14 protein-coding genes and 1 pseudogene are annotated in these 13,255 nt (G+C 66.0%); 12 read left to right on the forward strand and 3 right to left on the reverse strand.

The features are described 5' to 3' along the window. Positions 1–5 precede the first annotated feature (5 nt). Together AC1DDO_RS14070 and AC1DDO_RS14075 are read right to left on the reverse strand one after the other, a co-directional pair. Positions 6–419 (reverse strand): phage holin family protein, encoded by a 414-nt coding sequence (locus tag AC1DDO_RS14070; RefSeq protein WP_476972088.1) that lies wholly within the window; start codon positions 417–419, stop codon positions 6–8. Then, on the reverse strand, positions 416–1,231 hold the full coding sequence (locus AC1DDO_RS14075; protein ID WP_476972089.1) for a hypothetical protein: 816 nt from the start codon (positions 1,229–1,231) through the stop codon (positions 416–418). Before AC1DDO_RS14075 ends, AC1DDO_RS14070 begins: the two co-directional genes overlap by 4 nt. Positions 1,232–1,473: 242 nt before the next feature. On the opposite strand from AC1DDO_RS14075, the gene AC1DDO_RS14080 reads away from it, so the two are divergent. The 11 genes and pseudogenes from AC1DDO_RS14080 to AC1DDO_RS14130 all read left to right on the forward strand — a co-directional run bounded on the left by AC1DDO_RS14080 (position 1,474) and on the right by AC1DDO_RS14130 (position 10,593). Continuing rightward, the gene (locus AC1DDO_RS14080) at positions 1,474–1,962 is read left to right on the forward strand and encodes a MarR family winged helix-turn-helix transcriptional regulator (RefSeq protein WP_476972090.1); all 489 of its coding nucleotides are present in this window, start codon (positions 1,474–1,476) and stop codon (positions 1,960–1,962) included. Between the two features lie 206 nt (positions 1,963–2,168). Continuing rightward, on the forward strand, positions 2,169–2,858 hold the full coding sequence (locus AC1DDO_RS14085) for an HAD family hydrolase (RefSeq protein WP_476972091.1): 690 nt from the start codon (positions 2,169–2,171) through the stop codon (positions 2,856–2,858). A 535-nt stretch (positions 2,859–3,393) separates the two neighbouring features. Further along, positions 3,394–3,531 (forward strand): hypothetical protein, encoded by a 138-nt coding sequence (locus tag AC1DDO_RS14090; RefSeq protein WP_476869206.1) that lies wholly within the window; start codon positions 3,394–3,396, stop codon positions 3,529–3,531. 50 nt (positions 3,532–3,581) lie between these two features. Continuing rightward, positions 3,582–4,061: a Dps family protein gene (locus AC1DDO_RS14095; protein ID WP_476869200.1), complete on the forward strand. Its 480-nt coding sequence runs from the start codon at positions 3,582–3,584 to the stop codon at positions 4,059–4,061. 20 nt (positions 4,062–4,081) lie between these two features. Continuing rightward, positions 4,082–5,215 (forward strand): acyl-CoA dehydrogenase family protein, encoded by a 1,134-nt coding sequence (locus AC1DDO_RS14100; RefSeq protein WP_476972092.1) that lies wholly within the window; start codon positions 4,082–4,084, stop codon positions 5,213–5,215. Then, positions 5,209–6,654 carry a PIG-L family deacetylase gene (locus tag AC1DDO_RS14105; protein ID WP_476972093.1) on the forward strand — a complete coding sequence of 482 codons (1,446 nt, stop codon included), beginning with the start codon at positions 5,209–5,211 and terminating at the stop codon, positions 6,652–6,654. Before AC1DDO_RS14100 ends, AC1DDO_RS14105 begins: the two co-directional genes overlap by 7 nt. Next, positions 6,651–7,448 (forward strand): glycosyltransferase family 2 protein, encoded by a 798-nt coding sequence (locus AC1DDO_RS14110; protein WP_476972094.1) that lies wholly within the window; start codon positions 6,651–6,653, stop codon positions 7,446–7,448. The genes AC1DDO_RS14105 and AC1DDO_RS14110 overlap by 4 nt, the downstream gene beginning before the upstream one ends. 525 nt (positions 7,449–7,973) lie before the next feature. Next, positions 7,974–8,407: pseudogene (locus AC1DDO_RS14115) on the forward strand (YsnF/AvaK domain-containing protein). A 358-nt stretch (positions 8,408–8,765) separates the two neighbouring features. Next, the gene (locus AC1DDO_RS14120; RefSeq protein ID WP_476868300.1) at positions 8,766–9,314 is read left to right on the forward strand and encodes a hypothetical protein; all 549 of its coding nucleotides are present in this window, start codon (positions 8,766–8,768) and stop codon (positions 9,312–9,314) included. Positions 9,315–9,505: 191 nt separating this feature from the next. After that, entirely contained in the window at positions 9,506–10,198 is a 693-nt protein-coding gene (locus tag AC1DDO_RS14125; protein WP_476868299.1) for a hypothetical protein, read from the forward strand. Between the two features lie 191 nt (positions 10,199–10,389). Then, complete coding sequence (locus AC1DDO_RS14130; protein WP_476868298.1) at positions 10,390–10,593, forward strand: hypothetical protein; 204 nt, start codon at positions 10,390–10,392, stop codon at positions 10,591–10,593. Between the two features lie 1,230 nt (positions 10,594–11,823). On the opposite strand, the gene AC1DDO_RS14135 is transcribed toward AC1DDO_RS14130, so the two are convergent. Further along, on the reverse strand, positions 11,824–12,081 hold the full coding sequence (locus tag AC1DDO_RS14135; protein WP_476868297.1) for a hypothetical protein: 258 nt from the start codon (positions 12,079–12,081) through the stop codon (positions 11,824–11,826). 450 nt (positions 12,082–12,531) lie between these two features. On the opposite strand from AC1DDO_RS14135, the gene AC1DDO_RS14140 reads away from it, so the two are divergent. Next, positions 12,532–13,230, forward strand: a complete 699-nt coding sequence (locus AC1DDO_RS14140) for a TetR/AcrR family transcriptional regulator C-terminal domain-containing protein (RefSeq protein ID WP_476972095.1) — start codon at positions 12,532–12,534, stop codon at positions 13,228–13,230. The last annotated feature ends 25 nt before the right edge of the window (positions 13,231–13,255 follow it).

Here is a 13,255-nt window from a genome sequence, read left to right on the forward strand (position 1 = left end):
TGGATTTAGGTGTTGGGTTTAAGCGTGGGTGGGATTTCCTGCAGGGTCTGGGCGGTCTGCGGCATGCCCTTAATCGCGTTGAGTTCCCTGCGGCCCATGGTTGCCAGGACGGCGCCGGCAATTGCCCAGATGACGGCGACAACGACGGCGGACCAGCCCAGGCCCGTCACGTTCCCCAGCGCCCACCAGAGTGCCACCGACAGGAACAGGAGCACGAAGTGGCCAGCGACGCCGGCGCCGGCCAGCATGCCGGCGCCTTTGCCGGCACGGGTGGCGGACTGCTTGAGTTCGACCTTGGCAAGTTCCACTTCCTGCCGCATCAGGGTGGACATGTCCCGCGTGACCTCACCCAGCAGGTCGCCGAGGGAAGAGGTTTCCGCTTTCGCGTGGGCGGCGGTGGGAGGGACTTCGCTGCTCATCGACGGCCGCCGTTAAAGGGGTCATCGCGCAGCGGATCAGTCAGCCCCTGCGGCGCGGCGGCTCGGCGGCCTGCCCCGGCATCCAAGAGCGGATCAGTCGTGCCCAACTCGGAGTCCAGCGGATTCGGAGGGTAGGTGTCCGCGAAGCCTGCCCTGGTCGTTTCCGGAGCCGGCATCTGAACCGGCGGCGGTGGGACAGCTACCCCCGTGTCGGGGATCCGGCCTGCGGCGGACGTTCCGAGAGCAGCGGTGCCAGTCGTTGCGGGAGCCCCGGCGCTCAGGCTGCGGCTGAGACGTCCGGCCAGCACACCGGCCCCGGCCGCGAGCAGGAGGAAGGTGCCGGGCCGTTGGCGGGCAAAGGACTTGACCTCCGTCAACAAGGAACCCGGATCCCGGCCATCGAGCCAGGACGCGACAGCGGAGGAACGTTCGGCGGCCTGGCGGACAAGGTCCGTGGCCACTCCCGGCTGCTCGGAGGCAGCGGCCATGGAATGCAGTTCACCGGCGACGGATCGCAGGCCCACGGCGACCTTCTGCTGCTGCATTCCTGCCTGCTCGGTCAGATCCGATTTGGCCTGGTGCAGCAGGTCGCGGGCATTGGTCTTGACCTCGGTGGCCACGTTGGCTGCCTCAGTCCTGGCCGTCTCCGCGACGTTCTGGGCCGCGGCCGTGGCCTCGTGCCTGACCTCTATGGCTTCTTCCTTCGCAGTCTCCTGTTTAGACGACGGGTTTTCCGCGCCGGCGGGACGTCCGACGGCGTACTCGTCCGTTGAGGCCCGGGGTGCTGCCTGGTTCCATGGGTTCTGGGTCATCGTTGCTCTCTTTCAGAAAGGGTCCGCGTGGGATCGTGACTGCGGTACCGGATGAGATTAGTAAGCACGGTTACTAATTAGATGGTAAGCACACTTCTTATCGAAGCCAAGGCTTTTCGCGAAATTAGTAAGCATGCTTGCAAAAGCGGTGGGTGTGGGTAGGGTGGGCTTTCAGTGGCGGCGTATTGTGGCGCCGTCCTGAACGCGTGACCGTCATTGCCCACAGCAGGAAGGCTCTCCACGTGCCCCTCCCCCGCGAGCCCGACGCCCGGGACGGCTACCGGCTCCTGACCGCGGCGGCCCGCATTATCCAGCGGCTTCACGACGAGGCGCTTGCCCCGCTGGGACTGACCCGCGCCGCCGTCATCGCCCTCGAAGCCGCCGCCCCGCGGCCCATGAACCAGGAACAGCTTGCCGCCAAGGTTCATGTCCAAAGCCAGACACTCGGCCGCGTCCTGGCCCGGCTGGAGGCGGAAGGACTGGTCACCAGGACCCGGAATCCGGCCGACCGGCGGCAATTTCAGGTCGAGATCACCCCGGCCGGCAATGCCGCCCTGCAGGCGGCCCGCCGGGCCGAGCGTGCGGCCGTGCCCGCAGACTTCGACGGATGGGAAACCCTGTCGGAACAGCTCGCCCGGTTTGTAGACTTCTTCCGAACCCGACACCAGGCTTCTCCCGGCTCCGGCCCCCTCCGGCAGTCAAAGCCGCCCTCCGCCTGGCAGGAACCATGACCAGCATGTCGAACGAGAACGTATCAGGGGCGAGGAGGTTGGAGTGGTCTCATATTTGGCATTGGCGGATTCGCTGGACAATGGTGATCGCGTTCTGACGGTGGTTGCCGGGTATCTTCCGGACCTCGGGCCCGAAGAATCCGTGATGGTGTGGGATGGTGCGGGTACGGCGTTCGCGGGCGCTCTCAACCTAAGGTGGGGTAACAGTGGTATCAGGGTCAAAATCCGGAAAGAAACGCGGTGTCCTGTTCGATGTCGATGGGACCTTGATTGACTCCAGCTATTTCCACGCTCTTGCGTGGTGGCAGGCGTTCCGGCGGGAGGGTCTGGACATCCAGGTCTCCGCCATCCACCGCTGCGTCGGCATGGGCGGCGACAAACTCATCGAACATCTGGTTCCCGAGTGGACCAGGGACATGCAGGAAGACCTGAAATCCGCGCACGGTGCCGTGTTCTCCACGTTCTGGCCTTCGCTGCGGCCCTTCGACTGTGCCCGGGACCTCCTGGCCGCCTGCTCTGACGCCGGGCTGGCTGTCGGCTTGGCATCATCAGCGCAGGAGCGGGACCTGGACGTCGCCCGGCGCCTCTTGGACGCCGGCAAGTCCATCGACGCCTGGACCAGCTCCCATGACGCCGACGAGAGCAAGCCCTCCCCCGACATTCTCCTTGCGTGCTTGGAAAAGCTTGCCCTCAGCCCGTCGGACGTTGTCTTTGTTGGCGATGCCGTCTGGGACGTGAAGGCCGCCGCGGCAATCGGAATTCCCTGTATTGCCCTGACCTGCGGCGGAATCAGCGAAGGTGAACTGCGGGATGCCGGTGCCGCGGAGGTGTACGACAATCCGCGGCACCTGTTGGAACGCCTTGAGGGCAGCGCCATCGGAAAGCTGAGCGCCTGAGACATGGGCACCTAATCGCAGGGGGCCAAGAGCCGTTCCCACCGGCTTTCTTGTTCCACCCCCCACGAACTGTGCGATGACAATGATCCGGGCAGCTCGACCCCCCACCACCTTCTCACCGGTCCAAAACCGAACTCACCCTGGCACTCCGTGGCTTGTTCGCGTCGATGTGGCGACACACGAGCAGGGACGGCTCCGGGTCGTTCAGCCGGCATTTTGTCCGGTTGCCCTTGCGCCTTGCGGACCGCTGCCGGGCTAGCGGGCTGGATGGGCGTCGACTGCTCGGCCGTGCCACGAGTCGTCGCTCCAGATCCCGCTACACAGTTCGCGGCGATGGCAAAGGCAACCCACCGGTCCAGGTAACAACAACAGGGCTGACGCACACAGCGGGGGGCGCCCGGTTGCTCGGGGCATCGGGCTCTCGGTCCGGCGGCTACATCCCGTTCGCCGCGAGCGTCGCCGCTTTCCTGGTGCCCCGGCCTTCGACTTCATCCGAATGGCAGCCGTCTCCCAGACCAGCATTCGGCTCGTCGGCATGCACGCCGGAGTCGAAATCGGCCAGGACGGCCCGCCGCAAACGGCGCTGGAGGACTTCGCCGCCATGCGGGCCGCGCCATTGATTGACTGCCGTGCCTTTGAACCACCGCCCCGTCAAGATGCTAAGTATGCTTAGAATGAAACGGCCGGACGGTCCTGTCCTGCTTGCCTGCACTGGAGTAAGTAATGAAAGCTTCACCGACCCTTGCCAGCAATCTTCAGAAGGTCCTCACGGACCTGATCGAGCTGCACCTGCAGGGCAAGCAGGCACACTGGAACATCGTGGGTACCAACTTCCGCGATCTCCACCTGCAGTTGGACGAAGTTATCACCAACGTCCGGCTGTTCGCGGACGAAACCGCCGAGCGTATGCGCGCCCTGCACGCCCTTCCGGATGGCCGAAGCGCCACGGTCTCCGCGCAGACCAGGCTAGGGCAGTTCCCCGACGGAATCATCTCCACCAAGGACGCCGTCAAGCTGATTACCGCGCGGCTGGAGCGCACCGTTAAGACAATGCGTGAGGTCCATGACGAGGTGGACGAAGAAGATCCCACCAGCGCTGACCTGCTCCACGCCGGCATTTCCCGCCTGGAACAGCTGACCTGGATGGTGAACGCCGAAACCATGACCGCATCAGCCGCTGTCACCGCGCCCGAACACGGCTGACGGCCAGAACGGCAGACGGAATGGATCCCCGCCCGCGGCCGGTGCAGATCAGTTCGGCGCCCGGCCGGCTTGAAGCAACAATCCCGCAACTTGAATCGGTGCGCGACGCCGTCGGAAATATCCCGGCGCTGCTGGCTCTGGCACAGAATATCGGGCAGAACGCTCCGCGGCCCGGCGACGGCGACACCGCCCACCTGTGGGAACTGCTGGCGTCCGTGACAGCGGTGGATGTGGCTGCCGGACGGGTGCTCGAACCGCACCTTGACGCCATCGCCATCCTCGCACAGGCACGTTCCGGCGCCGGCACTCGGGCCACGACCGGCTCCTGGTCGGAGCTGCCTGGCCCAGCCCCCGACGCGGCGGACGGAGCCTGGGGGGTGTTCGCCGCCGAAGGTGCCGGTCTGCGGCTCAACGCGACGCCGGACGGCCCCGGCCGTTACGTCCTGAACGGATCCAAGCCGTGGTGTTCGCTTGCCGCGCAGCTGGACGGGGCTGTCCTGACTGCACGCCTTGGTGCGGGAAACACCGAGAACCCCGGGACAGGCGCCCGGGCGGCCTTCGCCGTCAATCTCCGTGACCCAGGGGTTTCCTGCGAAACACCGCCGTGGTCCAGCCGCGGCCTGCGGGAAATCCCCAGCGGGACCGTGCACTTTGAGGGTGTCCGTGCCGTGCCGGTGGGAGGTCCGGGCTGGTACTTCGAACGGCCCGGCTTCGCCTGGGGCGGCATGGGCGTGGCGGCCTGTTGGCTGGGCGGGGCCGTTGCCGTGGCACGTGACTTTAGCTCCGCACTGAAAAAGGCCGCTGAGGGCGGGCGTGAACCGGATCAGATTGCCCTGGCTCACCTTGGCGAAACGGACCGGATCATCGCATCCCTGACGGGCTATTTCGCGCGGACAGCGGAGCGGATTGACGGCGGGGACCTGTCCGGCTCCGGTGCGTGGAGCGAGGCGCTCCGCGTGCGCGGCGCCGTTGCCGCCGCCGTCGAACGCATCCAGAGCATGGTGGCCCAGAATCTGGGGCCGGGCCCCTTGGCCTTTAACGAACCCTACGGAAAACGGATGGCGGACCTGTCGCTCTACATCCGCCAGCACCACGCCATGCGGGACGACGCCCAGCTTGGCGCCCTGACCCTGAAGGGGGACCGCTCATGGTGACCTTCTCGCACGCGGATACCGGCACTGCCGAGACCGAATGGGAGGCCAGCGGGCTGTCCCTCCTTCCGGAGCTTCCGCTCGGTTCGGCCGAGCTGGCAGCCATGACCTTCATAGTGCTGGCGGCACATCCGGATGATGAAACCCTGGGTGCCGGCGGATTGCTCTCCTTGTTGCACGCCGCGGGAGCCGGCATTGAGGTGCTGCTGTGTACCGGAGGGGAAGCATCCCACCCCGAATCGAGAACCACGACGCCGGAGCAGCTCGCCGCCGTGCGGCTCGGTGAATTCGATGCGGCAATACATGAACTGGCACCCGGCTCCCCCTGGCGGTTCCTGCACCTGCCGGACGGCCAGCTTGCCGCACGAAGTGACAGCATCGCTGCAGCGGTCAGGGACTCGATTGCAGCCTCAGGCCGCCCGGCGAACCGCGTGGTCATCGTGGCACCGTACCGCTCCGACGGGCACACAGACCACGACACCCTGGGTTCGGTGGCGGCCGAGGCTGCCGCAGCCGGCGGCCACGGGCTGCTCGAATACCCCGTCTGGTACTGGCTGTGGGCCGTGCCCGAAGACACCGCCTGGCGGTCCTGGGTTCGCGTGCCGCTGACACCCGAGCAGCAGGACGCCAAGGCCTCGGCCATGCGGGCCCATGGCTCGCAGACCAAAGCGCTGTCAGCCCAGCCCGGCGACGAAGTGCTGCTTGCCGGGAGTTTCCTCGAACACTTTTCCCGCCCCTGGGAAACGTTCGCATGGCACGCGCCCGCCGGCGGGAGCAATGGCGCCAATGACGCCGGGCGCGTCTTCGACGCCGTGCACAACCGGAACGGTGACCCGTGGGGCTATGCCACGAGCTGGTACGAAAAGCGAAAACGGGCGCTGACACTCGCCATCCTGCCAGCGGAAACCTACGGCTCCGGGCTGGAAGTTGGGTGTTCCATAGGGACGCTCAGCGCTGACCTTGCCCAGCGCTGCAGGCAATTCCTGGCAGTCGATGCCAGCAGCGCCGCGCTCGCCCAAGCGACGCAGCGATTGTCCGGCCACGCCTCCGCGCAAACGCGGCATCTCACGGTTCCGCATGAGTGGCCCAAGGGAGCCTTCGACCTGGTCGCAGTCTCCGAGATGGGCTATTACCTGACGCCCGGCGAACTGGCCCGGCTGTTCACCCGCGTGCAAGCCTCCATAAAGCCCGGCGGAACCCTGCTCCTCTGCCACTGGCGGCACCCGGTGGAAGGCTGGGAACTCGACGGGGACACGGTCCATGAACTTGCCCGCCGGCAACTCCGCTGGCCGACCGCGGCCCTCCACCGCGAGAAAGACTTCGTCCTTGAAGTTTTGGTGGCCCCGGAAAAAGTCCCGGCCGCAGCCCAGCAACCCGCAGAAATCCGCGAGCGGGCGTGGGTCCGGGAACCGGACCGCGGATCCGGAAGCCCGCTGGCATGACCGAACCTGCGCCGGACCGCTCGGAAGGAGATTCCCTTCCGTCGCGGCCAAGAGTCGGCCGGGTGGCGGTGGTCATGCCGGCCCACAACGAAGACCGGCACCTCCACCGTGCGCTGACCGCCCTACGCGCGGCCGCCGACGCATTGGAACGGTGCCATCCCGAGGTGACGACCTCCATCACGGTGGTGCTGGACAGCTGCACGGATCAATCGGCAGAAATCACGGCCCGGCATGTCTCTGCCGACCCACGACTGTCGGCGGTAGAAGTCCGGCTGCGCAGCATCGGCGCCAGCCGGGCGGCCGGGGTCAATGCCGCCCTGACCCCTCCCAACCTCACCAACGGCCGCATCTGGTTGGCCAATACCGATGCCGACTCCGCCGTTCCAGAGCACTGGCTGGTGCGTCAGGTTGAACTGGCCGACGCCGGAACGGACGTCATTCTGGGTTCCGTGGAACCGGACCCCGCCGGAATGGACCCGCTGATCCTGCGCCGCTGGCTGGCGCGGCACCCGTTCCGCGAGGACCACCCCCACATTTACGGCGCCAACTTTGGCGTCCGGGCGTCCGCCTACTTCGCCGTCGGCGGGTTTCCTCGGCTCCACGCACACGAGGACCGGACCCTCGCGGAACGCCTGCGACTCCACGACTTTGCCGTGACAGCTACGGACTCTGTCCGGGTCCTGACGTCCGGTCGGACGCACGCCCGCGCACCACAAGGGTTCGGAACCTACCTGCGGGCCCTCGGAAGGGAACTGCCCGCCGCAGCCGGCCTGCTGGAAGCCAAAGACCTTTGACGACGTCGGCCCCGTTGCCTTCTTGAGCCGGAACGCGCAGACCGACACGCCCGCACGATCTACTGCCGCACTGCGCAACGGATCGGCCCCCGGATGGACCGTGGCGTTCTACTCGCTGGGAGAAGTGTCTGTTGTCAGGCCCCGCGTATCCGGGAATTCGCTGTCTCGGTCCCCGGCCGGGCCGGGGGCTCTGGTCACATCGTCTGGCGCACCCGAGCCATCCGACGCCCCTGGCACCTCCGGATACGACACGACCGCCCCCGCCGCACCACACACCACCACACCAGGCCGCAGCACCACCGCAGGCGAGCCATCCGAGCTCCCTAGCGCCGCCGCGTACGACACCACCGCCCCCGCCACCGACGAGACCCGGACCCCCGTCGCACAAAACACCACCGTGCCGGGCCGCACCACCGCAGGCGAGCCATCCGAGGCCCCGGTGCCCCCGGCACTGGCGGCGCCGGATACGACACCGCCGCCCCCGCCACCGACGAGACCCGGGCCCCCGCCGCACAAAACACCACCATGCCGGGCCGCACCACCGCAGGCGAGCCATCCGAGGCCACCGGATACGACACCACCGCCCCCGCCACCGACGACACCCAGGTCCGATCTCAGCCGCGCCCGGACGCGGGTACCGAACAGCCGCCCGCCGGCCAGGGCCGCCTTCGCAAGTACGTCACCACGGAATATGTAACCAGGACGGTTCCAGTGCAGCGCGAAGAAGTGCGGGTCGAGCGAGAACCGATTGCAGAGGAGAACCGCGGCGAGGTGGCGGACCGTGCGGACGATGAGAACGAGATCATCCTCCATGAGGAACGATCATCGTCACCAAGGAGACCGTCCCGGTCGAACGGGTCCGCATCGGCACGGAAACGGTCACGGAAGACGTGACCATCAAGGAGAAAGTCCGCAAAGAACACCTCGACACCGACGGACCCGAAGAGAGCCGCAGCTAAACCTCAAAACCAGCAAATGCCCCGGGCACGGTCCGTTCACCGAAGCGTAGGGGTTCGTCCCCCGCCCGGCTGGTCCTCCTGACGCGGGAGACTCCGCGTTTCATGCCGATGTCGGAGGCGCTGATTTCTTGTTCCTCTGAAACCCAGGACCTCTCCGACCTCTTGGGGGCCGAACGACCCTACAGATGATCGCGGGCCGCCATATACAACCCCGGGCTGCACGGCGTAGCTTCAGTACAGGCTCCTGCGTACCGGTTGCTCTTCTCAGGGACCTTCTTCCGGCTTTGTGCACGCTTGGAGGTAACGCTGCTGTAGCCACATGGCGGCCCGGCACGCACCCTGAGGAAAGAGCCTGACCATGGCCACCTCGCATTTCCAGCAGTTCCTTCATGACGCCACTTCCCCTGCCCCCGACACCGACAACCCCCTGGGCCCGGACTGTCTCTACGGCCTGTACACGAGCTGGTGCCTGCTTCAGGGCAGGACACCCAGGCCCGGGGCGGCCGTCCGGGCCGGACGGCCACCAGACGTGCTGCCGGTGATATGCAGCAGCTGCGGCACGGACCGCCATCTCACCCTCAGATCAGTGACCCACCTTCCTGACCGTCCGTCCGATATCGTGCTGGTTTCCCACACCTGCGGCCGATGCCGGCGCTTCAGTGAACATCCTGCGTGGGTCGCTGACCTCTCCCCGCTCCTGGCTCGACTGGAGCAAACCGGCGACGTGCTGATACTCGGCGGCCACTACATGCACTGCGGACAACCAATGGAAAACGCCGGCACCGAACTCCGCCGGTTGTCCGTGCCCTTGTCCACCCAACGCACGTCCGACGACACCCTGGAGGTGTACCTGTCCACCCGGGTCCTCAGATGCGTCTGCGGCTTCCAGATGGAACTGCCCGAATGATCCTCTCCACTGCAGCCGACATCCCGCTCTGTAAGGGAAACGACCGCTCAATTCCGTGGGAATGTCTTGTGTGGGGCTTCTCCCACCCGAGTTGGGCCACCGGACGGGGCGCCCAAGCCAGATGGCCGTCTGCTCCCTGCTTCGTGCGCGTCCAGGCCCGGATGCACCGCAGCATTGCCTAGACTCGATGGATGTCTGAGACTGCAAACCTGAAAGACGGCGCCGAACACCGCTGGCCGGCCGTAATCGGGCTGCTCATCGCGCTGGGCCTCTATGCGGCCCTTCCCAGCGCCTTCCTGCCGGTCGTACGCTACACGGTGGTGGTAATCGGACTCGTGATGCTGATTCCCCTGCTGATCCTCAACCCCCGCCGGCTGCACAAAGAGACACGCTGGTCCAAACGACTAGCCACGGGCCAGGCCCTTCTCCTCGTCGCCGCGAACGGCGTCGCCCTGGTGCAGCTGATCATTCTGCTGACGGCCTCCGGCAGCGGTGACGGGCGCACGCTCCTTCTGGCAGCACTGCAGATCTGGGTAACAAACATCATCGCCTTCGCCCTGGTCTTCTGGGAACTGGACCGCGGCGGACCGGTCGCACGGCGGAACACCCACCGGGAAAACCTCCCGGCTGCCGACTTCCGGTTCCCCCAGGACGAAGACCACGACGCCGTCACGGAAGTTGCGACGCGCTCCTCAGTCAAGAGCGGCTGGGTCGCCTCCTTCGTCGACTACACCTATTTCTCCCTGTCCAACTCCATGGCCTTCAGCCCCACCGACACCATGCCCCTGTCACCCCGGGCCAAGATGATGATGGGACTCGAAGCCGCCGGAGGATTCGTCCTCCTGGCCCTCGTGATCGCCCACGCCGTCTCCCTGCTCGGCTAAGCGCCCCAGGCGCTTCCCGCCCCCGCGCTGGAGTCGGGAGTTGGCCGCGCCAGTAGAGACGCCAGCGCGAAGGCAGCGCTTCGTGCGGCCCGCTGGGCGTGTAGGTTTTGCAAGTTATTCCCAATGTCTCTGGAATAGGTTCTGTGAATAACCGGGATTCGACTCTCGTCTGCGTTCAGGGAGTACTCGCGATGGAAAAGGAAATGCCGCGCGACGTCTTGGATCTGGGGCTGGCACTTCTCACGACCTTCGTCCACGATGACCCGCAGGGATATACCGGCCGCACCACCGTGACTGTCGCCGTCGACGTAAACAACCCCGCGGCGATGGCACTGTACCTCTCCAGAGACTTCCGCCGCCTCACGGACGATGACACGGACACCGACTATGACTGAAAAACTCGTGACTGTGACGGGTTTGGATGACCCCGGCACGGCAGTTATTTCTGACCCGAGCCGTGGTTGCGAAGGTTTGGCGCAGCCACTGCTGGCGATGCACATGGCGCCCGGTAGAACACGTTCGGCGCCACTGCGAGGAACCCCTCGCTGGCCAGCCAGTCCGCCTGCCCGCGGGTATCGCGACTCAGGCCAGTGCATCATGGACGACGACCACGCCGGGCCAGGACCCCTGCCGGCCGGTAGTAAGAGGTAGGCAGGCATTTCCCCGCGTTCAGTGCTAATGCTCACCTCGGCCACAAGGCCCCCCGAAATGCTTGGATTGGTCACACGTGGTTATCGGTCTACCAGCGTCACACCCGTTACCGACAGAGTCGTTCAGCACGGCAGTACGTTGCCGCAGCTAAGTGGGGAATGCCGGCCTGACAAACCTTCCGGACTCATCACATGATCCACCGATGGCAAGGGAACCGAAAGCCTGCCAATCACCCTGCGCCAAACCGCGCGAACGGCCCGTTATGGAACTCGGCGCTTATCTTCGTCCGTTCTCCGCGCACGGCCTGATCATCCCCGATCCGTGCGCACCAAACACACAGCTCTTCACCAACCTCTCGGCGTCGGAGACGTCCCGGCCGGACTTCACCTTGGCCAGGGCATCGGCAAGCCCTTGGGTCGATGGGTCAAGCCCTTCGACGCCGGACAGTTTCCAGGGGGTGGCAGCGGTCTGGTCCGCTGTGCGGGGTGGTGTGGTTGGTCAGGGTGGCCGAGTACTTCGTGGTTTGAGCGGGCGGGTAGCTTGGGTTCACGGGCCGGCGGGTACATCCATTTGAAAACCGCATCTGCACCGCAGCACGGAGTACGGAAGATGGTCCGCGGGATGAACCGGTGACCCGGGCTGCCAGGCGCCGGCGGTTTCGGGTCCTGATTCCACCAGGGACATAGGTTCCCTGCAATGGACGGCGGCCGGGGCGGGCCGGGTGACGTCGCCGTTCATGCCTGCCCTGCCCAGGATGGCAGCGGCGAAGGTTGCCGTGGTTGCCAGAACCCGGGAGCCACTGCATCTGGTGCAGGTGACGGCGAGGGCAAGGGTTTCCTCTCGGGAGTCCAGGACCGTGACAGGGCCGGCAACGAGATGCCGGTCGGTGCGGCAATTGCTGCACCACGGCTGGCGCCCTCTGGGCTGGTGGGCGCTCCGCGGACGGTATGTTCCGGACGTAACGGTCACCGGGCTCAGACCAGCCCGGGGTAGCTGGACACGATGTAGTCTGCGGCCGCGGGGCCCTTCATGCGAAGGTGCGCGTGTCCAGGCCGGATCTTTTTCTCTTTCATGGCCGCCCAGAAGGCGTCTTCGGGCCGGGGCACCGTCTGGGACAGGAAACACCAACTGGTGTAGAGGCCGTAGAGACAGTCTTGTCCGAGGACGGAATCGGATTGGTCATCCAGGGTGGTGGCTTCTTGGAGGAACTGGTCGTACTGCGAATCTGCCATGGTTGGCTCATTTCCGCTGGGTGCGTTTTTGTGCCGCCGAGGGCTACAGCAGCTGATACTCGAACGCCATGCACGGGGCGTCAAGCGGGGTCCCGGATGCTGCAGCACTGCCGCTCCGGGGATGAACTGTTGAGGGGCTTGGATCCTGACGCGCCGCCGTTGCCGGGGCCCTGCCACGATCCGGAAGTCGCGCCGCTACTAAATCCGGGGCGCTTTTCGGGAGTTTTTCGGGGTGTGGGCGGTGTGGGCCGTCATGGGGATCTCCTGGGCTTAGCGTGAGGGGCCGGAAGGGCCGTGTGCACCAGGGTCCCGCTTCTGAAACTGGTGATAACAACGTCTCTACAATGTAGACTCTAGGCGTAGACTACAAAATAAGCAAGCCTGCTTACCGACTCCCTGATAACGGCCTCTCCGGTGGGACTGACCGACACCGCGGCCGGAACGGAACCCATGTCCCCCGCAGAAAAGACCGCCCCTGCCTCGGGCCCCGCCAAGAAGAAGCGACTCAGCCGGGAGATTGTGCTGTCCGCGGCCCTGGCCCTGGTAGACGCCGAAGGACTCGACGCCCTCACCATGCGCCGGCTCGGGCAGGAACTCGGCCGGGATCCCATGGGCCTCTACCGCTACGCCGAAAACCGCGCGCCACTGCTGGACGGCGTTTCTGAGCTCGTGCTGAACGAACTGGTCATCCTGCCCAGTGACCCGGACTGGCAGGCCCAGCTCCGGCGCATCGCCCACGATCTGCGCGACCTTGCGCTCCGGCACCCCAACGTCGTACCCCTGCTCGTGACCCGCCCCCTGTCAACACCCCTGGGCCTTCGCCCACTGGGCACGCTGCGGCCGCTGGAGCAAATCCTGTCCCTGCTGATCGACGCCGGGTTCGCCCCGGCCGATGCCCTCCATGTCTACCGCGCCTACTACGGATACCTGTACGGGCATATCCTCAACGAACTGCAGGAATTCATCGTGGACCCGGAGGAAAACGAAGCCCTCCTCCGCCTGGGCCTGCGCCGGCTGCCGGCCAAGGACTTCCCCCGCCTCCGCGCCCTCGCCCCGGTCCTCGCCGACTACGACGGAATGGCCGAACTCGACGAAGGCATCACCATCCTGCTCACCGGCCTCGCCACCCGGCTCTCCCCCACGGCGTGATCAGCACCCTTTTCGAAAGGAGTCA

Source organism: Arthrobacter sp. 10N43 (assembly GCF_056394525.1).